The sequence below is a fragment of the Micromonospora sp. A200 genome (assembly GCF_029893845.1).
Taxonomy (GTDB): Bacteria; Actinomycetota; Actinomycetes; order Mycobacteriales; family Micromonosporaceae; genus Micromonospora; species Micromonospora purpureochromogenes.
This window is the reverse complement of the sequence record NZ_JARXXY010000009.1, coordinates 192,180-214,058: the sequence shown is the minus strand read 5'-3', so window position 1 is coordinate 214,058 and position 21,879 is coordinate 192,180. Positions and strand designations below refer to the sequence as shown.

General features: G+C 71.1%; 19 protein-coding genes, 1 tRNA gene and 1 other RNA gene. 6 read left to right on the top strand and 15 right to left on the bottom strand.

The genetic code is table 11. From position 1 onward, the window contains the following. Window positions 1-174: 174 nt before the first annotated feature. Together M2302_RS11765 and M2302_RS11760 are read right to left on the bottom strand one after the other, a co-directional pair. Window positions 175-1,401, bottom strand: coding sequence for a low temperature requirement protein A (locus M2302_RS11765; RefSeq protein WP_280837947.1), 1,227 nt, complete (start codon window positions 1,399-1,401; stop codon window positions 175-177). A gap of 221 nt (window positions 1,402-1,622) precedes the next feature. Then, window positions 1,623-2,042, bottom strand: coding sequence for a DUF2267 domain-containing protein (locus M2302_RS11760; protein ID WP_280837946.1), 420 nt, complete (start codon window positions 2,040-2,042; stop codon window positions 1,623-1,625). Between the two features lie 696 nt (window positions 2,043-2,738). Between M2302_RS11760 and M2302_RS11755 the strand changes: the two genes are divergently transcribed. Beyond that, entirely contained in the window at window positions 2,739-3,920 is a 1,182-nt protein-coding gene (locus M2302_RS11755; RefSeq protein WP_280837945.1) for a low temperature requirement protein A, read from the top strand. Window positions 3,921-4,158: 238 nt separating this feature from the next. Here the strand turns inward: M2302_RS11755 and M2302_RS11750 are convergent. After that, window positions 4,159-4,231, bottom strand: a tRNA-Ala gene (locus M2302_RS11750). An 88-nt stretch (window positions 4,232-4,319) separates the two neighbouring features. Next, window positions 4,320-4,910, bottom strand: a complete 591-nt coding sequence (locus M2302_RS11745) for a YqgE/AlgH family protein (RefSeq protein WP_280837944.1) — start codon at window positions 4,908-4,910, stop codon at window positions 4,320-4,322. A 150-nt stretch (window positions 4,911-5,060) separates the two neighbouring features. On the opposite strand from M2302_RS11745, the gene M2302_RS11740 reads away from it, so the two are divergent. Continuing rightward, window positions 5,061-5,864: an S-methyl-5'-thioadenosine phosphorylase gene (locus M2302_RS11740; protein WP_280837943.1), complete on the top strand. Its 804-nt coding sequence runs from the start codon at window positions 5,061-5,063 to the stop codon at window positions 5,862-5,864. 149 nt (window positions 5,865-6,013) lie between these two features. Next, window positions 6,014-7,609 (top strand): benzoylformate decarboxylase, encoded by a 1,596-nt coding sequence (mdlC, locus tag M2302_RS11735; RefSeq protein WP_280837942.1) that lies wholly within the window; start codon window positions 6,014-6,016, stop codon window positions 7,607-7,609. Window positions 7,610-7,613: 4 nt separating this feature from the next. Here mdlC and M2302_RS11730 read toward each other — a convergent pair whose 3' ends face one another. The 9 genes from M2302_RS11730 to pruA all read right to left on the bottom strand — a co-directional run bounded on the left by M2302_RS11730 (window position 7,614) and on the right by pruA (window position 15,672). Then, entirely contained in the window at window positions 7,614-8,555 is a 942-nt protein-coding gene (locus tag M2302_RS11730; protein WP_280837941.1) for a hypothetical protein, read from the bottom strand. A 40-nt stretch (window positions 8,556-8,595) separates the two neighbouring features. Further along, window positions 8,596-9,060, bottom strand: a complete 465-nt coding sequence (locus M2302_RS11725) for a hypothetical protein (protein WP_280837940.1) — start codon at window positions 9,058-9,060, stop codon at window positions 8,596-8,598. Between the two features lie 188 nt (window positions 9,061-9,248). Continuing rightward, window positions 9,249-9,624, bottom strand: a transfer-messenger RNA (tmRNA) gene (gene ssrA / locus M2302_RS11720). A 106-nt stretch (window positions 9,625-9,730) separates the two neighbouring features. Continuing rightward, window positions 9,731-10,210 carry an SsrA-binding protein SmpB gene (smpB, locus tag M2302_RS11715; protein WP_280837939.1) on the bottom strand — a complete coding sequence of 160 codons (480 nt, stop codon included), beginning with the start codon at window positions 10,208-10,210 and terminating at the stop codon, window positions 9,731-9,733. Window positions 10,211-10,347: 137 nt separating this feature from the next. Next, window positions 10,348-11,223 carry a permease-like cell division protein FtsX gene (ftsX, locus tag M2302_RS11710; RefSeq protein WP_280837938.1) on the bottom strand — a complete coding sequence of 292 codons (876 nt, stop codon included), beginning with the start codon at window positions 11,221-11,223 and terminating at the stop codon, window positions 10,348-10,350. A gap of 70 nt (window positions 11,224-11,293) precedes the next feature. Next, complete coding sequence (gene ftsE / locus M2302_RS11705; RefSeq protein ID WP_088969966.1) at window positions 11,294-11,974, bottom strand: cell division ATP-binding protein FtsE; 681 nt, start codon at window positions 11,972-11,974, stop codon at window positions 11,294-11,296. Window positions 11,975-12,092: 118 nt separating this feature from the next. After that, window positions 12,093-13,214: a peptide chain release factor 2 gene (gene prfB / locus M2302_RS11700; RefSeq protein WP_280837936.1), complete on the bottom strand. Its 1,122-nt coding sequence runs from the start codon at window positions 13,212-13,214 to the stop codon at window positions 12,093-12,095. 64 nt (window positions 13,215-13,278) lie between these two features. Then, window positions 13,279-13,794, bottom strand: coding sequence for a helix-turn-helix transcriptional regulator (locus tag M2302_RS11695; RefSeq protein ID WP_088963825.1), 516 nt, complete (start codon window positions 13,792-13,794; stop codon window positions 13,279-13,281). Window positions 13,795-14,043: 249 nt separating this feature from the next. Next, window positions 14,044-15,672 (bottom strand): L-glutamate gamma-semialdehyde dehydrogenase, encoded by a 1,629-nt coding sequence (pruA, locus tag M2302_RS11690; RefSeq protein WP_280837935.1) that lies wholly within the window; start codon window positions 15,670-15,672, stop codon window positions 14,044-14,046. Between the two features lie 354 nt (window positions 15,673-16,026). On the opposite strand from pruA, the gene M2302_RS11685 reads away from it, so the two are divergent. Continuing rightward, window positions 16,027-17,049: a hypothetical protein gene (locus M2302_RS11685; RefSeq protein ID WP_280837934.1), complete on the top strand. Its 1,023-nt coding sequence runs from the start codon at window positions 16,027-16,029 to the stop codon at window positions 17,047-17,049. Between the two features lie 77 nt (window positions 17,050-17,126). On the opposite strand, the gene M2302_RS11680 is transcribed toward M2302_RS11685, so the two are convergent. Further along, complete coding sequence (locus M2302_RS11680) at window positions 17,127-17,636, bottom strand: hypothetical protein (protein ID WP_210774833.1); 510 nt, start codon at window positions 17,634-17,636, stop codon at window positions 17,127-17,129. Window positions 17,637-17,833: 197 nt separating this feature from the next. Here M2302_RS11680 and M2302_RS11675 point away from each other — a divergent pair, with 197 nt between their 5' ends. Further along, window positions 17,834-18,061, top strand: coding sequence for a helix-turn-helix domain-containing protein (locus M2302_RS11675; protein ID WP_154939259.1), 228 nt, complete (start codon window positions 17,834-17,836; stop codon window positions 18,059-18,061). 104 nt (window positions 18,062-18,165) lie between these two features. Further along, entirely contained in the window at window positions 18,166-18,750 is a 585-nt protein-coding gene (locus M2302_RS11670; RefSeq protein ID WP_280837958.1) for an Rv3235 family protein, read from the top strand. A gap of 168 nt (window positions 18,751-18,918) precedes the next feature. Here M2302_RS11670 and secA read toward each other — a convergent pair whose 3' ends face one another. Then, window positions 18,919-21,846 carry a preprotein translocase subunit SecA gene (secA, locus tag M2302_RS11665; protein ID WP_280837933.1) on the bottom strand — a complete coding sequence of 976 codons (2,928 nt, stop codon included), beginning with the start codon at window positions 21,844-21,846 and terminating at the stop codon, window positions 18,919-18,921. Window positions 21,847-21,879 lie beyond the last annotated feature (33 nt).

Sequence of the window (21,879 nt, the reverse complement as noted above, 5' to 3'; positions counted from 1 at the left end):
ATCCCGACGACGAGGCACAACCACACCCAACCCCACGGGTACGACAAAACCCGGCAGCAGCCAACCCCGCGAACGTTAGTGGACACCGCACTAGCTGGTGGACGGGCACGCAGGTCGTGAGTGAGTGCCGCCCGGTACCCGGTAACGACACCCGCGCTTTCAGGCACGTTGCTCTCAGCGTTGCTGGCGGCTTGACCCGGGCGGCGACGGTGCCTCACCTGGGTGTCTTCGCTCGCGTATCGTGTCCCACGCCGCGATCCCGACCAGCACGGTGGCCGCGGTGCTGGTGGCGATCAGCGGTGGCAGGTGGACCGTCACCGGCGCCAGAGCGGCGAGCGTGAGAAGTCCGATGACCCGGGACGGGGACACCCGGGCGAACACCTCGTACTCGAGGCGGGACCGCCCGACCAGGAACAGCGCGGGCCCACCCAGGATGACGGCGAGCCACAGCGGATCCTCGTGGAGGACCGGATGATGGATGACCAGTGCGTGGCCGACGCCGGTGGCGAGGATGCCGGTCACGATGATCAGATGGGTGTGAAAGGCAGACCGACCGAGGCGGGCTGGGCTGGGGATGGCCTCGATGGCGGCGGGCAACACCGCCCCAGCACGGTGGAAGTAGATTCGCCACATCAGGATCGTGGTGGCGAAGGACACGACGCTCGGCACCACCCGATCGGGGGTGAACTGCTCGGCGAACGTTATTCCCGTGAGCAGGATCGTCTCGCCGAGCGCGATGACGATGAACTGCTGAAAACGCTCGGCGATGTGCTCGCCGGCGAGCTTCCAGTCGTCGATACGGGTGCGGCCAAGTCCCGGAACGGGCCAGCCGTGGACGAGTCCCGTGTAGTCCAGCGCCAACGCCAGCGTCCACAGGACCCCGCGCGCGGGACTCTGCGGGAAGAGAACCGCCCCGGCGATCCAGGGTACGGCGGATACCGCTGCCCAGCAGAGCGCCCGGGCGGGGGTGTGCCGTTCACGGTCGTACCGGCCGAGCAGGAGCACGACGGGCGTGCCGAGTTGGATGGTGACGTAGGTGACCGCGAAGACCACGGCTCGATCGCCGAACGCAAAGGGCAGCGTAACGGCCATGATCATGGTGCCGAACATGACCAGGACGCACACGAGCCGGATCGCCCATTTTTGCGCATCGAAGGCGCTGGTCACGATCGCCGCGCGAACCCAGGTCAACCAGAGTGCCAGCAGCAACAACGCCGTCTGACCGAATTCCGGCAGAACGACCTGCCGCTGAGTGCTGAAATCTACGATCAACCGCTCCGAGATCCGGGTGAGCGCGAAGACGTAAACCAGGTCGAGAAGGAGCTCCCCCTCGCGGTCGCGGAGCAGACCACGCAAGCCACCGACCGTCATCGCCCGCCCGTTTTCGTCCGCCTCGCCCACTGTTGACGCAGTCGTACCACGCCGGTCACGGCCTCCGACGCGGATAGGCGGAACCCTGGGCGGCTGACCGATCCGCTGCTACACCCTCTCGGCGGGCCTTGCTCGGGTACTTTCGCCGCCAAGAACGACGAAGGGCGCCCGTCATCTCTGACGAACGCCCTGGTCTCAAGGGTGGAGCCGAGGGGACTCGAACCCTTAGTCAGAGCTGGGGCAACCCTCCGCTATGCGCCGCGCGGCCTGACCTCGACCCCCGCGCCGGCCTGAATGATCTCCCAGAACTCCTTCGGGAGCTGCGAAACCAGGTCCTCCAACTCGTCCTTGCTGACGGCCTCACCGATGGTGCTGAGCACGGCCCGCATACCGGCATCGGCCATCGGCACATCGACACCGGCACGTCTGGCCACCCGCTCGACAAACTGGTCCAGCCCGAACGGCTCGGCGTTCTGCGACCCGATAGCGGTGGTGGTCTTGTGCAGATGCTGACGTAGCTCTCTCGGAAGCTGCCCGGCGATGTTGCTCGCCTGACCGGCGGTGACCCGGTCGGTCAACGTTTCCAAAGTCGCGCGGCTGAGGGCTTCGGCCTTCTCTGACGGCACCCCGGCACGCCTTGCCACAACCTCTACGAATTCGGCGTAATTCACCTTAAAGCCTCCTGTCCGACCAGGCCATCGTCTACCCGCGCCCCTCACGGTGAAACGGCCTCCCTCGACCTGGTCCCGGTCCTCGGGGGTCGCCCTGAAGCTATGGATTGCCGGCGAGGTGCTGGTTGCTGGCGGTTGCGTGCGCAGGTCACAAGCCCTGGCCGGCTGGGCTCAGGCTCTTGAGAGCAGTGTCGAGCACAGCATCCAACGGTGCGTGGATGTACTGGACGGACCCCGATCGGGCTCGCCGAGCCCCCAGAAGCCGAGACATGACGCGACCCTAGTGGCCTACACCTGCACCGGCAGGTTCCTGAGACGCACTCTCATCGGCTGACCCGACGTTTCGTCGGCGGCTAAACTGCCGCACATCATCTGGCGGACATGTGTCGCGCATCTGTCGTCCGATCACCGCCGGCAGCCGGCTGTCCGGTGTCAGGACCTGCGTGACATATCGGTATCAGGACCTGGGTGACACTCCGCCCTCTGTAGCACCGGCCCCACGCTTGGCCCAAGGTCGACGAGCTAATCCGAACCCGCGGCGACGGATGGAAGGAAACTCACCGGCCTCGACCGTCGCCCGTCCGTGTAACGCGGGTCGCTCGATCCAGTCCACGGCAGCACGTCCGCGGTCACCGCCGCTGCCGCATGTCAGAATGCTCCCAAACCTGGGGCAAAGCTGGCAGAACGGGCGAGCCGATGACGACGAGCAGGGCGGCCGGGCTGGTGCGGAAAGCCGGGGACCCGGAGCGGGCTACGTTCCTGGAACTCTTCTTCGACCTGGTGTTTGTCCTCGCGCTCGCTCAGCTCTCGCGCGGCCTGGCTGAGGATCTCGGGTGGAGCGGTGCCTTCCGGACGCTGGTGCTGTTGGGGGCCATGTGGTGGGTCTGGTCCAGCACCGCGTGGCTAACCGACCGGACGGACCCGCAACGACCGGTAATCCAGGCGCTGGTCATCGCGACCATGGTCGGCAGCCTGGTGATGGCGGCCGCGGTGCCCGAGGCATTCGGCGACACGGGCCTGATCTTCGCGGGCGCCTACGTCGCCGTCCAACTCGGCCGCGGGCTCGTCCTCGCGGCCGTTCTGCATGGCCACGAGCTGCAGCGCCACGTCGTGCGCGGGCTGTTCTGGTACGGCCTGTCGGCGCTGCCGTGGATCGCGGGGGCGCTCGTGCACGGCACGGCGCGTGGCGCGTTGTGGGCACTCGCGGTGGTCCTTGACCACACGGCAGGCAGAATCGGCTTCCCCACCCCGGGGGCGGGCCGCTCGCCCAATCAAGACCTTGTGATATCGAGCGAGCACCTGTCCGAGCGCTACCGGCAGTTCTTCATCATCGCGCTCGGCGAGCTGATCCTGGTTACCGGACTGGCGCTGAGCAGCAGCGGCTTCGCGCCGGACGGAGCCGCCGCGTTCGCAGTGTCGATCGCGGCCACCGTGCTGCTGTGGCGGATCTACATCTACCGCGCTGGGCAGGTCCTGGCGGAAGCGATTGCCGTGTCTGCCGACCCGGTCCGCCTCGCCCGATCGGCGTCATACGCCCACCTGGTGATGGTGGCCGGCGTGGTAGTCGCCGCCGTCGGCGACGAACTCGTCATCGCCCATCCACTCGGACACACCCCACCGGCCTGGATCGCCGTCATCCTCGGCGGACCCGCGCTGTACCTGGCCGGGCGCGCCCGCTTCGAGCACGCGGTATTCGGCCGCGTGTCCCGGTCCCGACCGATCGGCGTCCTTGCGCTGGCCGCCCTGACACCGGCGATGCTCCCCCTGCCGCCACTCGTGGTCGCCGCCGCTGCTGCCCTCGTCCTGACCGCGATCGCCATATCCGACACAGCCCGCGCCCGCAGACGCCCGCCCGAGCCGCCGTCACCACCCGGCTAGCCGGAAGCGTCACCTATGTCTTGAGACTGTTCTGTCACGCAGGTCCTGAGACCCGACATCGCCGGCAGCCGGCCGGATCGTACGTCTGTTCGACTAAATTGTTGCTGGTGGAGGTGCGGGGGCGCTGGTGGAAAGGGGGCCGCATGGCCCGCCGGGGCACGTACCGGCCCTGAGAGCATGGGAAACAATAAACGCCCTGGTGAAGGATTCGATCCCTCACCAGGGCGTTTCGCTAGGGTGGAGCCGAGGGGACTCGAACCCCTGACCCCCACACTGCCAGTGTGGTGCGCTACCAGCTGCGCCACGGCCCCTTGCTGTCGTCCCGGTGTCCCGGGCACGCAGAGAACTATACACACGCCGCCCGGCATGGTCATCTCGCGGGGTCCCACCCCGCCGCGGCTAGTTCAGCGCCACGTCGGGCGGGAAGTGGGCGACGGCCGCCATCATTCCGCCCTGTCTCCGCAGCACCATCTGCCACAGGTCGTCCGGCCGGTCGACGAAGGCGTCCCCCGGCAGCGCGTCGAAGACGAACCAGGAGCCGTCATCGATCTCCTGCTCCAACTGACCCGAACCCCACCCCGAGTAGCCGGCGAAGACCCGGATGCCGCCGATGCCGTCGCGCAGCTTCTCCGGGTCGGCCGACAGGTCGACGGTGCCGACCGCTCCGGAGATCTGCTGGAAGCCCTTGAGCCGGCGCATCGGGTGCCGCATCCGGGCGAGGCAGATGGCCGAGTCCGGCTGCACCGGGCCGCCCTCGAAGAGAACCGCGGGGTGACGGGCCAGGTCGCACCAGTCACCGAGCACGTCGGCGACCGGCACCTCGGTCGCCCGGTTGAGCACCACGCCGAGCGCCCCGCCCGCCTCGTGGGCGACCAGCAGCACCACGGTGCGATCGAAGTTCGGATCCTTGAGGGCCGGGGTGGCGACCAGCAGCCGCCCGGTCATGGACTCCATGGCTCGACCGCCGATCGCCCGTCCCTCCTCCTGCATCTCGGACACCGTCAGCCGCACGCCGGGTCGTGGAACCGGTTGCCGTCGGCCGTCCGCGCTGTCACCGCCATGCCTGGCACCATAGCCTGCGCCCGGGGCGGTGGCTAAGGTCTGACCGGCGGGTGATCGAGCGGGAACGAGGGAGGGTCGATGGGTCCGACGGCGGACATCGCGGTGATCGGCGGGTCGGGGCTCTACGCGTTCCTGGAAGGTGCCACCGAGCACATGGTCGAGACGCCGTACGGGGCACCCTCGGACCCGATCACCGTCGCGGAGGTGGGCGGGCGGCCGGTGGCCTTCCTCCCCCGGCACGGCCGCGACCACCGGTACCCGCCGCACCTGATCCCGTACCGGGCGAATCTGTGGGCGCTGCGGTCGCTCGGGGTGCGCCAGGTCGTCGCCCCGTGCGCGGTGGGCGGTCTGCGCCCGGAGCTGGGCCCGGGCACCTTCGTGGTCCCCGACCAGCTGATCGACCGGACCAGCGGCCGGGCCCAGACCTACTTCGACCGGGGCGCGGTGCACGTGCCCTTCGGCGACCCGTACTGCCCGGTCGGGCGGCGTACGCTGCTGGCCGCCGCGGCCGGTCGGGACGTGGCGGCGGTGGACGGCGGCACGGTGGTGGTGGTCGAGGGTCCGCGCTTCTCCACCCGCGCCGAGTCCCGCTGGTACGCCTCGATGGGCGGCACGGTGGTCAACATGACCGGCCACCCGGAGGCGGTGCTCGCCCGCGAGCTGGCCCTCTGCTACACCTCGATCGCGCTCGTCACCGACCTGGACGCCGGCGTGCAGGCCGGCGAGTCGGTCACCCAGGAGGAGGTGTTCCGGGTCTTCGCCGAGAACACCGACCGGCTGCGCGGGGTGCTGCTGGACGCGGTGGGCGCGCTGCCGACCCACCGGGACTGCCCGTGCGGGCACGCCTTGGACGGCATCAAGACCCCCTTCCCGCTGCCCTGAGCCTCCCCGGCCGGGTTCGCCCGGCCCGGTGAGCGGCAAAGCGCCCGACTTGTCCACCTGCCCCCGATAGATTCGGCAGGTCGGGGGGCCCTCTGTCGGCGTAGGCGCCGGCGGGCGCCGGCACGCGCCGGGACAGGGAGGCGGGGGCGATGGCGACCGTCCGGGACACCACCTACGAGCTGCTCCGCGCCCTCGGCCTGACCACCGTCTTCGGCAACCCCGGCTCCACCGAGCAACCGTTCCTGCGGGACTTCCCGGCGGACTTCCGCTACGTGCACGCCCTGCACGAGGCGTCCGCGGTGGCGATGGCCGACGGGTACGCGCAGGCCACCGGCCGCCCGGCGCACGTGAACCTGCACACCGCGCCGGGCACCGGCAACGGCATGGGCAACCTCGTCACCGCCTGGCACAACCGCACGCCGCTGATCGTCTCGGCCGGCCAGCAGAGCCGGGAGATGCTGTTGACGGAGCCCCGACTGACCAGCCGGGCACCGACCGAGCTGCCCCAGCCGTACGTGAAGTGGAGCTACGAGCCGGTCCGCGCGCAGGACCTCCCGGCGGCGTTCATGCGGGCGTACGCCAGCGCCGCCCAGCCGCCGGCGGGGCCGGTCTTCCTCTCCCTGCCGCTGGACGACTGGGAACAGCCGGCGGACCCGCTGCCCCAGGTTCGTACCGTGGCGACCCGGTTCGGGCCCGACCCCCGGCGGCTGCGGGAGTTCGCCGCGCTGCTGGCCGCCAGCCGCTCCCCGGTGCTGGTGCTCGGCGCGGCGGTGGACCGGGCCGCGGCCTGGTCGCTGGCGGTGGCGGTGGCCGAGCGGCTGGCCGCCCCGGTCTGGTCCGCCCCGGCACCGGAGCGGGCCGCGTTCCCGGAGCGGCACCCGCACTACCGGGGGGTGCTGCCCTTCGCCATCGCGCCGCTGGCGGAGAAGCTGCGCGGGCACGACACGGTGCTGGTCGTCGGCGCCCCGGTGTTCCGGTACTACCCGCACGTCCCCGGCGCGCACCTGCCCGAGGGCGCCCGGCTGCTGCACGTCACCGACGACCCGGACGAGGCCGCCCGGGCACCGGTCGGCGACAGCCTGCTCGGTGACGCCGGGCTGACCCTCGCCGCGCTGCTGGACCTGCTTCCGGCGGCCGACCGACCGGCGCCGGAGCCCCGGCCGGAGGTGGCGCCGCCCGAGCCGACCGACCCGCCGGACGCGGACGCGCTCTTCGCCGCGCTGGCCGCCTGCTGGCCCATCGACGGGGTGCTGGTCCAGGAGTCACCGTCCAACCTGGCCGCGCTGCGCCGCCGGCTGCCGATGGTCCGGCCGGCGTCGTACTTCACCATGGCCAGCGGCGGGCTCGGGTACGGCCTGCCGGCGGCGGTCGGCATCGCCCTCGCCGAGCGGGACACCGGTCGGGGCCGGCCGGTGGTCGCGGTGATCGGCGACGGCTCGTTCCACTACTCGGTGCAGAGCCTCTGGACCGCCGCCCGGCTGCGCCTGCCGGTGGTGGTGCTGGTGCCGGTCAACCAGCAGTACGCCATCCTCAAGTCGTTCGCCGAGCTGAAGCACACTCCCGGCGTGCCCGGGCTGGAGCTGCCCGGCCTGGACATCACCGCGATCGCCCAGGGGTACGGCTGCGCGACCAGGGTCGTCAACACGCCGGACGACCTGCCCGACGCGCTGGCCGACGCGCTGCGCGCCGAGGGCCCGACGGTGCTCCCGGCGCCGATCAGCGGCGAGCTGCCCCGGATCCTCTGATCGGTCAGCCGGCCCGCTGGGTCAGCACCTGCCCGGTCAGCACGTCGAGCACCGGCCGGCCGCCGAGCGGCGCGGAGAGGGTGACGGTGACCGGCTCCAGCTTCAGCTGGTCGGTGCAGACGCCGCTGGCCCGGACCACCCCGCCGCCGACCACGACCACGTCCTCGCGCTCCTGCACCAGCGGGGTGATCCCGGTGTCGCAGGCGCCCACCCCGAGCACGTAGGTCAGCCGGGTGCCGTCCACCCGTTCGGTGTGCTGGGCGCCCACCACGTCGGCGGGGGCGGGCCGGGCGGGAGCCGTCGGCTCGGGCACCGGGGTGACCGACTGCGGCGCGACGGCCACCCGGGCCACCGGGGCGGCCAGTCCCTCCACGGTGAACAACCAGGCCGGTACGTCGGCCACGCCGCGGCTGGTCCGGACTCCGGCGGTGCCGAGCCGGACGGCGGTGACGGTGAGCGGGACGCAGGCGGTGGCGACCGGGCTGGAGACGGAGCCGTCCGGCCCCGGCTCGATCGTCGGGCCGGGCGCCTTCGGCCGCCCCTCGCACGGCGGCGGGTCGCCCTGGTCCAGCTGCCGGTACGCCTCGGCGGCGCTGAGCAGCGGCACGGTCATCGCACCGTCGGGGAACCGGATGGTGCCGTCGGCGGGGCGGGCGGCCGGCAGCTCGATCTGATCCCGGTACCAGCCGGCCCGAAAGGCGGTCTCGGTGTCGGCGGTGAACCCGGGGTCGCCGACCAGCACGGTCGGGTCCTGCAGCGGCACGTACCCGGTCCGCCAGGCCGGTGCGGGGCGCCAGTCCTCGGCGACCCCCGCGGCCCGCTGGTGGAACGCCTCCCAGCGGTGGTCCGGGCCGGCGGACGGTCCGGCCGGGTCGGAGCCGGCCGGCGCGCAGCCGGCCGCGGTGACCACCAGGGGCAGGCCCAACAGGGCGAGGAGTCGACGCATACCACTTGGACGCCGCCCGGCACGGGCCGGTTCCCGCCGGTCAGGTCTCCCCACCGAGGTCCGTCTGATAGGCCTGCCAGAGCAGGTCCGCGCCGCGCTGCCGGTGCCGGGACAGCGCCCGCAGCAGGTCGTCGGTGCGCCGGCGCAGCTCCTCGGCGCACACCCCGGGCCGTTCGACGGCCCGCTGGAGGTCGGCCAGCGCCGCGACGATGGCCGCGTGCTCCCGGGTGAGCAGCCCGACGCCGCGGTGCAGCCGGGGCGCCTGGGCGAGCACCTCCGCGTAGAGGCCGGCCGGGCCCTCGGTGATCCGGACGTGTTCGGCGAAGCCCCGGCGGACCGGGGCGAGGTGGACGATGACCCGTTCCCGCCAGCACGGCTCCCCCGGCGGTACGGCGAGCGCCCGCGCCAGGGCGGGCAGGTCGCCGGGCGGGCGGGGCCGGCGCGCGGCGGGCGGGCGGACCGCCGGCGGGGCGACGGACGGCTGCTGGATCGGACCGGTGACCATGGGCACCTCCCGCGCTGCGTGCTACCGCGTACAGCGATGGTGAACCCCCTGCTCGGGCGCTGTCCAGGGGGCCGGAACGCCTCATTGGCCCCATCGGTCCCAGTGGCCCCAGAAGTATCCCCTGGTGGCCCAAAAGTATCCGGAGACGACTGTGCGCCCCGGTCCGATGGACCGGGGCGCACATGAGGTGGTGGAGGTGCCGGGAATCGAACCCGGGTCCTTCGCCGGTTTGTCAGGGCTTCTCCGAGCGCAGCTCGCTATGCCTCTACTCGGCCCCACCGCTCACGCGAGCAAGTTGGTGTGACGGGCCCAGTCGCTGATTGATCTCGCCGCACGGACCCCGCGACCGGGTCCGGTTGGCCAGCCTCCTAGCTGATGCCGGCTGACTGGGACGAAGGCGTTCCCAGGCCGACAGACTCACTACTCGCCTCAGGCGGCGAGAGCGAAGTCAGCGCGATTGTTCTTGGCGCTTATTGGTTTCCGACGAACGATTCTCGAGACGACGTCGGCTTCCTCGGCTCGCTTCCCCTGCCGCAACGTACGAAGTCGAAACCAGTCACCCCCTCGGTGGGCCGCCCTTCCGGCGGCTTCGTACAAGACTAACGCCTGCCGCAACGGGTTTCATCCCGAGCCCCGGGCCGGATTCACCGACTCGGACAAAGACGACAGATCACTCGTCCATGCCCTTGCTGCGCCGGCCGGCCACCCGGGCGATCTCCCGGTCGGCGTCCCGCTTGGCGAGGTCCTGACGCTTGTCGTACGACTTCTTACCCTTGGCCAGGGCGATCTCCACCTTCGCCCAGCCGTCGGAGAAGTAGACCTGCAACGGCACCATGGTCAACCCGCCCTCGCGGGTCTTGCCGATCAGCCGGTCGATCTCCAGCCGCTTGAGCAGCAGCTTGCGGGTACGCCGGGGCTCGTGGTTGGTCCAGGTGCCCTGGGTGTACTCCGGGATGTGCATGCTGTGCAGGTAGAGCTCGCCGTTGCGCTCCTGGGCGAACGCGTCGACCAGGGACGCCCGACCGGCCCGCAGCGACTTGACCTCGGTGCCGGTCAGCGCCATGCCCGCCTCGTACGTGTCGAGGATGGCGTAGTCGTGGCGCGCCTTCTTGTTGGAGGCGACCACCTTGCGACCCTTTTCCCGTGGCATCGGCGCCACCCCCTTTCCTGGTGACCCACGACCGGCGCGACCGGCCGCGGGGCGTAGATCATGCTACCCGAATGACAAGGACCCTCCCGCGCCGTTTATTCCGGCGCGGAAGGGTCCTCGGCGGAGCCGTCGGGTAACTAGACCCGCAGGTAGAAGCGGAGCGTGATCCAGCCGGTAACCGCGCTGAACACCGCGCCGACGCCCGCCATGATCGGGAACATCAGCAGGATGTCGCCCCACGAGACCGGCGTGATCAGGCCCTCCAGGGCGGCCATCGAGCCGCTGCCGCCGAAGTACTTCCCGACCGCCATGAACACCAGTGCGAGGAGCGAACCGATCACACCGGCGACCACCGCCTCCAGCACGAACGGCGCCTGGATGAACCAGTTGGACGCGCCGACGAGCTTCATGACCGCGACCTCACGCCGCTTGCTGTACGCGGCGACCTGGATGGTGTTCGCGACCAGGAGCAGCGCGGCGGCGGCCATGAACACCGCGATGACCAGCGCGAAGGTCTGGATGCCGGTGAGGACGCCGAAGACCTTGTCCAGCAGCCGGCTCTGGTCGACGATCTCGTCGACCCCCTCGGTGTCCTTGTACTGGTCGTAGATGCTCTTGTACTGCTCCGGGTTGACCAGCTTGAGCCGGAACGACTCGGGCAGCTGGTCCGCCTTGACGGCGTTCACCAGGTCCGGGGCGTCCTGGTACATCTCCTGGAACCGCTTGTACGCCTCGTCCTTGTTGACGTAGAGGACCTCCTTGACCAGGGGGTCGCTCTTGAGCTTGGCGTCCAGGTCGTTGCGCTGCTGCTCGCTGACGTCGGGTGCCAGGAAGATCGAGACCTGCACGTTCTCGTAGTACAGGTCCTTCATGTCGCCGACCTTCTGGTACAGCAGGCCGGCTCCGCCCAGCATGAACAGCGACACCGCCATGGTGATGATCATGGCGATGGTCATGGTGACGTTGCGCCACAGTCCGACCAGTACCTCGGACAGGACGTATTTCATCCGCATCGGGTGTTCCTCCGGCTCTCCGGCATGAGGTGTTCGTCGTCAGGGTGTACGGCAGGGGTGGAGCGCCGGCTCACCCGTAGACGCCGCGGGCCTGGTCGCGCACGATGCGGCCGCTCTCGATCTCGACGACGCGACGGCGCATCTGGTTCACGATGTTGGAGTCGTGCGTGACCATCACGACGGTCGTGCCGGTGCGGTTGATCCGGTCCAGCAGGCGCATGATCTCGATCGAGGTGTCCGGGTCCAGGTTTCCGGTCGGCTCGTCCGCCAGCAGGATCAGCGGACGGTTCACGAACGCCCGGGCGACGGCCACGCGCTGCTGCTCACCACCGGAGAGCTCATGCGGGTAGCGGTGCTCCTTGCCACCGAGCCCGACCAGCTCCAGCACCTCGGGCACGACCCGGCGGGCGACCGCCTTGGTCTTGCCGATCACCTCGAGAGCGAACGCCACGTTCTCGTAGGCGGTGCGGTTGGGCAGCAACCGGAAGTCCTGGAAGACGCAGCCGATCGAGCGCCGGAAGTGGGGTCGCTTCCAGGAGCGCATCGTGGTGACGTCCTTGCCGTTGACGACGACCCGGCCCTTGTTGGGGCTGACCTCGTGCAGCAGCATTTTGATTATCGTGGACTTGCCGGAGCCGGATGGACCGATGAAGAAGACGAACTCGCCCTTCTCGATCGAGACGGACACGTTGTCGAGCGAAGGCCGGGACGCCTTCGGGTACGTCTTCGTCACTTGCTCAAGCTGAATCACGGGTGGTGAGTCTACGCGGTGTAACCGCTGAGCCAAGTCCTACGCCCCACCTGTGCGAGGCGCGTCATCGATTGCCCCTCCCACCAGGAGATCGACGACGCGCTCCGCCGCCGCTTGATCACACAGCGTCGTTGGCGAGCTGCTGCTGCTTGCGCCAGCGGATGCCGGCCTCGATGAAGCTGTCCAGTTCCCCGTCGAATACCGAGGACGGATTGCCGGTCTCCTGCTCGGTTCGGAGATCCTTCACCATCTGATACGGGTGCAGGACGTAGGAGCGCATCTGGTCGCCCCACGAGCCGGCGGCGTCCGTCTTGAGGCCCTGGAGCTTGGCCTGCTCCTCCTGCCGCTTGCGCTCCAGCAGCCGGGCCTGGAGCACCCGCAGCGCGGAGGCCTTGTTCTGCAGCTGGGACTTCTCGTTCTGGCAGGTCACCACGATGCCGGTGGGGATGTGGGTGATCCGGACCGCCGAGTCGGTGGTGTTGACGCTCTGCCCGCCCGGGCCGGAGGACCGGTAGACGTCGATCCGCATCTCGTTCTCGGGGATGTCGATGTGGTCGGTCTGCTCCACCACCGGCAGCACCTCGACCCCGGCGAAGCTGGTCTGCCGGCGGCCCTGGTTGTCGAACGGGCTGATCCGGACCAACCGGTGGGTGCCCGACTCGACGCTGAGGGTGCCGTAGGCGTACGGGACCTTGACGGTGAAGGTGGCGGACTTCAGTCCCGCCTCCTCCGCGTACGAGGTCTCGTAGACCTCGGTCGGGTAGCCGTGCCGCTCCGCCCAGCGCAGGTACATCCGCAGCAGCATCTCGGCGAAGTCGGCGGCGTCCACCCCGCCGGCGCCGGCCCGGATGGCGACCAGCGCCTCCCGGGAGTCGTACTCGCCGGAGAGCAGGGTGCGGACCTCCATCTCCTGGATGGCCTTGCGCAGCCCGCCGATCTCCGTCTCGACCTCGGCGAGCACCCCCGGGTCGGCCTCGGCCTCGGCCAGCTCCAGCAGGACACCGGCGTCGTCGAGCCGGGAGCGGAGGCTGCCGAGCTTGCCGATCTCGCCGTTGACGTACGACAGCTGCGAGGTCACCTGCTGCGCCTTCGCCTGGTCGTCCCAGAGGTCGGGCGCGGACGCCTGCTCCTCGAGCCGGGCCTTCTCCTCGTGCAGGCGGTCGAGGTCGAGCACCGCCTCGATGTTGCGCAGGGTGGCGTCGAGATCCTTGAGCTGTTCGGCGTAATCGGCAGCGGTCACGACAGACAAGCGTACTGTGCGTGCGGCGGTCCGCTCACGTCACACCGCCGACCCGGGCAGATGATCAGCCGACCGGGGCGGTCTTGAGCCAGGAAAGCGCCGCCTTGTGGTAGGCGACGGCGAACTCCAGCGCGCTGGCGTCGTAGGTGTCGCCCTCTTTCTTGGCGTTCTTCACCTGCTCGCGCACGTGCGCCAGGGCCTCGGTGTGGTATTCGTTGGCCGAGGCGTAGAGGTTCTTCAGCTGGCTGGCCGAGTGCAGGTCGCCGAAGGCGATCCGCAGGGCGATCGGGTTGCGGATGGTGTCCCGACCCGGGTTCTCCGCCAACCAGCGGGAAAATGTCCGTTTCCCGCTGGCGGTGATCGCGTACGGCTGGCTCATCCGCGGCCCGGGCTTGCCGAGCCGCACGAAACCCCGCTCGGCCAGCACCGGCAACTCGCGGTAGACCTGACTGCGGGTCATCGACCAGTACGGCGCCAGTCGGCGCTCAGCGGCGGCCATCAGCTGGCCGCCAGTCATCGGGCCCTCGTGCAGCAGCCCCAGCAGAGCTGCCGCGGTGGGGTTGACTCCGGATTCCGCCATGCCCTCTAAGCTGCCACTTTGCCGTCGCAGCGTCCAGGATTTCCGGATTTGCCACCCGGGAGGATTTCCAATGTGCACTGTCGGCGGACGACAGTGCTGCCAGGACTATCGATGCCTACCGGCCGGACGGTGTCCGGAGCCCCACCGGAGGGCCGGCCCGGCTCCACCACGCAGCCAGCGGCCCGCCGCGGCCGCGGGCCGGCCCGGCCGCCGATGACGCTGCGCGCGCCACCGGCGGCCGTCGCCGATTCAGCCCATGTGCGGGTACGTGTGGTCGGTCGGCGGCACGAACGTCTCCTTGATCGTCCGCGGCGACAGCCAGCGGACCAGGTTGAGCCAGGAGCCCGCCTTGTCGTTGGTGCCGCTGGCCCGGGCGCCGCCGAAGGGCTGCTGCCCGACCACCGCGCCGGTCGGCTTGTCGTTGATGTAGAAGTTGCCGGCCGCGTACCGCATCCGCTCGGCGACCGCCTCGACCACCCGGCGGTCGTTGGCGAAGATCGAACCGGTCAGCGCGTACGGCGCGATCGACTCCGCCTGGGCGACCGCGTCGTCGAAGCGGGCGTCGTCGAACACGTGCACGCCGAGGATCGGGCCGAAGTACTCGGTGGTGAAGGTCTCGTGCGCGGCGTCGCTGCACTCGAAGAGGGTGGGCCGGACGAAGTAGCCGACCGAGTCGTCGGCGGTGCCGCCGGCGAGGATCCGGCAGGTGTCGTCGTCGGAGATCAGCTCCAGCGCGGCGGTGTGCCGGCTGAACGCCTTCTCGTCGATCACCGCGCCGCCGAAGTTGCTGAAGTCGGTGACGTCGCCGTAGGTCAGCGAGTCCGTGGTGGCGGCCAGCCGGTCGCGCAGCCCGCCCTCCCAGAGCGAACGCGGCACGTACGCCCGCGAGGCGGCCGAGCACTTCTGGCCCTGGTACTCGTAGGCGCCCCGGATCAGCGCGGTGTGCAGGGCGTCGACGTCGGCGCTGGGGTGCGCGACCACGAAGTCCTTGCCGCCGGTCTCGCCGACCAGCCGCGGGTAGCCGCGGTAGCCGGCGATGTTCTCGCCGACGGTCCGCCACAGGTGCTGGAAGACCTTGGTGGAACCGGTGAAGTGGATTCCGGCCAGGTCCGGGTCGGCGAGCACGACGTCGGAGACCTCCTCGCCGCGCCCGGTGACCATGTTGATCACGCCGGGCGGCAGGCCGGCCGCCTCGAACAGCCGCATGGTGAAGTGCGCGGCGAACTGCTGGGTCGGGCCCGGCTTCCAGACCACGGTGTTGCCGAGCAGGGCCGGCGCCGAGGGCAGGTTGCCGGCGATCGCGGTGAAGTTGAACGGGGTGACCGCGTAGACGAAGCCCTCCAGCGGGCGGTGGTCGAAGCGGTTCCACACCCCCGGCGACGACATCGGCTGCTCCTCGAGCAGCCGCCGGGCGAAGTGCACGTTGAACCGGAGGAAGTCGATGAACTCACAGGCCGAGTCGATCTCCGCCTGGACGGCGGTCTTGGACTGGCCGAGCATGGTGGCGGCGTTCAGCGTGTCCCGCCAGGGGCCGGCGAGCAGCTCGGCGGCGCGCAGGAAGATCGCGGCCCGCTCCTCGAACGGCAGCGCGCGCCACATCGGCGCGGCGTCCTTGGCGGCCTTGACGGCGGCGCGGGCGTCGTCGTGGGTGGCGTGGCCGGTGACGCCGAGCACGTGGGCGTGCTTGTGCGGCTGGACCACGTTTATCGACTCACCGCCGGCCATCCGCTGCTCGCCGGCGATCGTCATCGGCAGGTCGATCCGCTCGGCGGCGAGTTCGGTCAGCCGCCGCTGCAGCCGCTCCCGGTCGGCGCTGCCCGGCTCGTAGGTGCGTACCGGCTCGTTGCGCGGCTCGGGTACGGAGAACACGGCGTCCATCACAGGCTCCTGTGCGATCTCGACGGCGGTGGCGAAATCGGACCCGCGGGCACCGACCGGACGGCCGGACGCCGGGCACCGCGCGGTGGGGCGTCGCGGCGGCGGGACCTCCGGCGATTCTCCCACGCCCGCTCCCCGCCGATGGCGCCCCGCCCGTCCGGAAACCATAGATCGAGAAGTGCGGGTGCGGGTCGGGCGGCGATCCGTACCTGAACGGCCCTTTCGGCCGAAGGAAAGCAGGCTGGCGGCGCGGGCGCGGGCGCGCGGAGCGGGCCGGGCCGGGCGCGTACGCTGGATGGCCGGTGACCTGCCCCGGCCCGCCGCTGCGGTCGGGCGCCCGTCGAAGGGGACACGATGAGCAAGCAGCCCGGCAGCTCGACGGCCGCGGAGTCGGACCGGCCGGACACCACCGACCCGGCCGGCCCGGCCGATCAGGTCGCGCCGGTGGCCGAGGCCCCCCGGCCGGCGCACGCCCCGGGCGCACCCGTGCTGGCCCTGCTGGCGGTCGGTTGGCTGGCGGCGATGCTCTGGTCGACCCGCGAGGCGATCAGCTCGGCGGCGGCCGGCCTCACCGCGATCAGCCTCTCCGCCTTCGCCCTGCCCGGGGTCATCTCGGCCGCCCTGGTGGCCGGGGCCGCCGTCGCCCTGGCGGTGACCGGGCTGCTCGCCCGGCGGGGCGTCGACCGGGCCACCCTGCGCTTCGTGGTGGCGGTCGGCACCGGCCTGCTGGTCGGGCTCGCCGCCGCCCTCGCGATCAACCTGACCTACGCCGACAACGCCACCACCAACACGATCGCCGGCACCAGCGCCGCGGCGGCCATCATCGGCGGGGCACTGGCCGGAGCCCGCGACGCCGCCCCGGTCGGCGCCGTGGTCACCGCCGCCCTGGGCACGCTGGTCTTCGTCGTGGCGTTCAGCCGGGCCCGCGATCCGCTGTTCGACCTCTTCGGCGCCGACGCCTCCCAGGCGTCGCTGGTGAGCGCCGCCAAGTGGGTCTCCCGCACGGAGTCGCTGCTCGCCGGCCTGCTCGCCGGCCTGCTCGCCTTCGGCTACCTGACCTGGGCCCGCCGCCGGGCGCTGCGCCGCGACCCGGCGACGCCGGCGCTGCGCTGGCCGGCGTACCTGGTCGCCGGGGCCGGCCCGGGCATGCTCCTGCTGCTCGCCGAGGTGATCATCCGGATCGGCGGCCGGACCCTGCTCGATTTGGCCAGCGCGCTGAGCGAGGCGGACGCGGTCGCCCAGACCAGCCTCGGCACCTCCCGGGTCGACAACGGCATCTGGGTGCTGTTCGTCGGCGCGCTGACCGCGCTCGTCGCCTTCGGCCGCACCCTCGGCCCGGCGCCCCACGACGACGAGCCGGAGCCGTTCGAGGACTGAGCGGCTCCGCCGGCGTTCCGCCCCGCCGGTGGCGTGGCCGCTTCCGGAGCGGGCCGGGCACCCGCCGGCGGGTCGGATCAGGAGGCGGCGCGGAGCAGCAGGTCCAGCTCGGAGGGGTCGTACCACTCCAGCTCGTGGTCCTCGGCGCTGTCGACGGTGAACTGGGCGTCCGGGTCGCCCGCCAGGGCCTCGGCGACCACCTCGACGGCAGCGGCCACGTCGTCCACCGCGTCCGCGCCGTCCACGTGCAGCGCGGCCACCGACCGCACCGGCACCGGCTGGTCGAGCCGCACCGTGCTGGAGCCGAGGTCACCGTCGCCCCGGCCGACCGCCGACGGGGGCAGGTCCACCGAGACCACCACCCGGCGCCGGGGCGCGGCCGGGTCCTCCCGCAGCAGCTGGAGGGCGTCCTGGGCGGCGCGGGTGAACGCGACGTACTCCAGCTCCTCCTCGTCGCCCTCGGCGTACCACTCGCGCAGGGCGGGGGTGACGGCGTGCGCCTGGTCGGCCGACAGCCCCTGCTCCCGCAGCCGGGCCAGCATCGGCACGGTCGCCGGGACGTACACCCGGACCAGCTCGTCGCTCACCGTCGTATCCCCCGATCGTTCGCGGACCGGCGGGTCTGCCGGTCCGGGCGCCGATCATGCCGTACGCCGACACCGTCATACACCCCGCACCGGCCCAGTGGAAGGTGCCGCACCGCAGCGCTGGCCGGGTGGGTGCTGGGCGGGTCCGGCCGGCGGTGGCAAACTGAGGCAAACGACGCCAACACCGGGGGTTATCCGTGGAGCCGAGGTTTCTCCTGCTCTCCGACGTGGCCACCGAGTTGAACGTGTCGGACTCGCAGGTCTACCACATGGTGCGCAGCGGAGAGCTGCCCGCGATCAAGATCGGCGGGCGCGGCCAGTGGCGCGTCGAGCGCGCCCAGCTGGAGGAGTACATCCAGCGCAAGTACGCCGAAACCGCCGAGTGGGTACGCGGCAACCCGCTCGCCGACCGCGACACCGAGTAGCCGTCCCGACGCCGAACGCCATTGACGGCGAACACTGCCGTGCCCGACTATCGAAAGGTATCGGAGGCAAACGAAGGCAAACGCAACGATCAGAGGTGAGCAGCATGGTCGACTCCCGCCGTCCCGGCCCCTCCCGGCCCCCGGTCCGGCTGCGCCCGGCCCCGGTCAGCGACCCGCCCTACGTCGACGAGTCGCCGGATCTCTGGCCCCGCCCCAGCGGCCAGCTCGCCCTCGACCTCTTCGGTGCCGCGCACCAGCCCGCCGGCCGCCCGCCCGGCCGGCGGCACGACTCCCGCCCGGGGCCGCCGCGGCCCCGCTCCGGCCCGCCGCCCGGCGCCCTCGCCACGGCCACGCCCGAGGCCGGCCGCGCCGCCCAGCGGTTCGTCGCCACCTTCCTGGAGATCCTCAACGGCTACCGCCCGCCCGGGCAGCTCCGGTCCCTGGTCGAGCCCGGACGGGCCGCCGAGGTCACCGAGCAGCTGGCCCGGGCGTCGGCCCGCACCGGCCCGCACCGCCGTCGGTCGAGCCGGCCGGTGGTGCACCTGCGCCGGCTCCGGGTGTGCGAGCCACGGTCGGCGGCCGTCGAGGCCGCCGCGGTGCTCGCCGCCGCCGGCCACACCTGGGCGCTGGCGGTACGCCTCGAACACCGCCGGGGCGGCTGGCTCTGCACCGCCCTCCAGGTGCTCTGACCACCTCGCCCGTTGCGCCCGGGCGCGCATGATCCGCTCCAGATCGCCGACATGCTGGTATCGGCACGGCACCGACACCGCTACATCCCCGGAACGGCGAGAGCCGCAGCCCCGAAGGACTGCGGCTCTCGTCGTACCGACTCGGCGGGGCGGGGCCCCGCGTCAGGATCAGGCGCCGCCGGTGGGCGCGCCGTGGCAGCGCTTGTACTTGCGGCCGGAGCCGCACGGGCAGGGCGCGTTGCGGGACGGGCCGTTGCCGCCCTCGGCACGCTCCGCCGGCACCGACCCGCGCCGGGCGGTACTGGCCGCGACGGCCTGACCGCTCGCCCCGGTGGCCGCCGGACGACGCGGCGTGCCGGACGCCCCCGGCGCCGCCGGACGGGCCGGCGTCTCCGAACGCCCGACACCCAGCGCGGGCGCCTGCTGCTCGGGCCGCTCCACGGCCACCGCACCCTGGCCGGCCTCGCCGTCGATGGTGGGGGCGGAGTACTGCAGGCCCTGCTGCTGCGGCGCGCGGTTGAGGCCCTTGGCCCGGATCTCGACCGGCTTCTCCAGCAGCTGGACCTCCTCGGCCTCCGGCTCCGGCTCCTGGACCTGCACCTCCAGGTTGTAGAGGAAGCCGACCGTCTCTTCCTTGATGCCGTCCATCATGGTGGCGAACATGTCGAAGCCCTCGCGCTGGTACTCGATGACCGGGTCGCGCTGGGCGTACGCCCGGAGGCTGATGCCCTCCTGGAGGTAGTCCATCTCGTAGAGGTGCTCGCGCCACTTGCGGTCGATGACCTGGAGCAGCACCATCCGCTCCAGCTGGCGTACCGCCTCCTCGCCGAGCTGCTCCTCACGCCGGTCGTACGCGGCGTGCGCGTCCTCCTTGAGGCGGGCCAGCAGGAAGTCGGCGTCGATGCTCGCGCGGGCGCCGCCGGCCTCCTCCTCCATCTCCTCGATGGAGATGCCCACCGGGTAGAGCTGCTTGAGGCTGGACCAGAGCTGCTCCAGGTCCCAGTCCTCGGCGTAGCCCTCGCTGGTGGCGCCGGTGACGTACGCGGTGACCGTGTCGTCGATCATGTTGCGGACCTGGTCGGAGAGGTCCTCACCGTTGAGTACGCGCAGCCGCTCGGCGTAGATCACCTGGCGCTGCTTGTTGAGCACCTCGTCGTACTTGAGGACGTTCTTACGGATCTCGGCGTTCTGGCCCTCGATCTGCGCCTGGGCGCTCTTGATCTGGCGGGTGACCATCTTCGACTCGATCGGCACGTCCTCCGGGATGTTGAAGCGCTCCATCACCGCCTCGACCGCACCCGCGCGGAAGCGCTTCATCAGCTCGTCCTGCAGTGACAGGTAGAAGCGGGACTCGCCTGGGTCACCCTGCCGGCCGGCCCGACCGCGCAGCTGGTTGTCGATCCGGCGGGACTCGTGCCGTTCGGTGCCGAGCACGTAGAGGCCACCGGCCTCGGCGACCTCCTCGGCCTCGGCCTCGCAGGCCTGCTTCCAGGCGGGGAGGACCTCCTCCATCGCCTTGGCGTACTCCTCGTCGTTCTCCAGCGGGTCGAGGCCGCGCTGGCGCAGCTCGCTGGCGGCGAGGAACTCGGGGTTGCCGCCGAGCAGGATGTCCGTGCCACGGCCGGCCATGTTGGTGGCGACGGTGACCGCGCCCTTGCGACCGGCCTGGGCGACGATCTCCGCCTCGCGGGCGTGGAACTTGGCGTTCAGCACCGAGTGCGGGATGCCGCGGCGGCGCAGCAGCTGGGAGAGGATCTCCGAGTTCTCCACCGAGACGGTGCCGACCAGCACCGGCTGGCCGGCCTGGTGCCGCTCGGCGATGTCCTCGATGACCGCGTTGAACTTGGCCCGCTCGGTCTTGTAGATGACGTCGGCCCGATCGAGGCGGACCATCGGCCGGTGCGTCGGAATGGTCACGACGCCGACCTTGTAGACCTTGTTGAACTCGCTCGCCTCGGTCTGGGCGGTACCGGTCATGCCGGACAGCTTCTCGTAGAGGCGGAAGTAGTTCTGGAGGGTGATGGTGGCCAGGGTCTGGTTCTCCTGCTTGATCTCCACCCCCTCCTTGGCCTCGATCGCCTGGTGCATGCCCTCGTTGTAGCGGCGGCCGTGCAGGATGCGCCCGGTGAACTCGTCGACGATCAGGACCTCACCGTCGCTGATGATGTAGTCCTTGTCGCGCTTGTAGAGCTCCTTGGCCTTGATCGCGTTGTTGAGGTAGCCCACCAGCGGGGTGTTCACCGACTCGTAGAGGTTGTCGATGCCGAGCCGGTCCTCGACCTTGGCCACGCCGCGCTCGGTGATGGCGATGGTCCGCTTGGCGTAGTCGACCTCGTAGTCGCCCTCGCCGTCGGTGCCCGGCTGGAGGCGGGCCACCACGCCGGCGAACTCGGAGTACCAGCGGGCGGAGTGCTCGGCCGGGCCGGAGATGATCAGCGGGGTCCGGGCCTCGTCGATGAGGATCGAGTCGACCTCGTCCACCACGGCGAAGTTGTGGCCGCGCTGCACCAGCTCGTCGCGCGACCAGGCCATGTTGTCGCGCAGGTAGTCGAAGCCGAACTCGTTGTTCGTGCCGTAGGTGATGTCGCACTCGTAGGCGGCGCGGTGCTCCGACGCCGGCCGGTTGGGCAGGACCACGCCGACGGTGAGGCCGAGGAACTCGTGCACCCGGCCCATCCAGGCGGCGTCGCGCTGGGCCAGGTAGTCGTTGACCGTGACCACGTGCACGCCCTTGCCGGAGAGCGCGTTGAGGTAGACCGCCATGACCGAGGTCAGGGTCTTGCCCTCACCGGTCTTCATCTCGGCGATGTTGCCGAAGTGCAGCGCCGCGCCGCCCATCACCTGGACGTCGTACGGGCGCTGGCCGAGCACCCGGGCGGCCGCCTCGCGCACCGTGGCGAACGCCTCGGGCAGCAGGTCGTCGAGGGTCTCACCGTCGGCGAGCCGCTCGCGGTACTGCTCGGTCAGGCCGCGCAGCTCGTCGTCGGTGAGGTTGACGTAGTCGTCCTCGATCGAGTTGACGGCGGCGGCGATGGCCTTGAGCCGGCGCACCATACGGCCCTCGCCGGCGCTAAGGACCTTTTCCAGAATCGACACGGATCAACGCTCCCCTAGACAGTCTCGAACCAT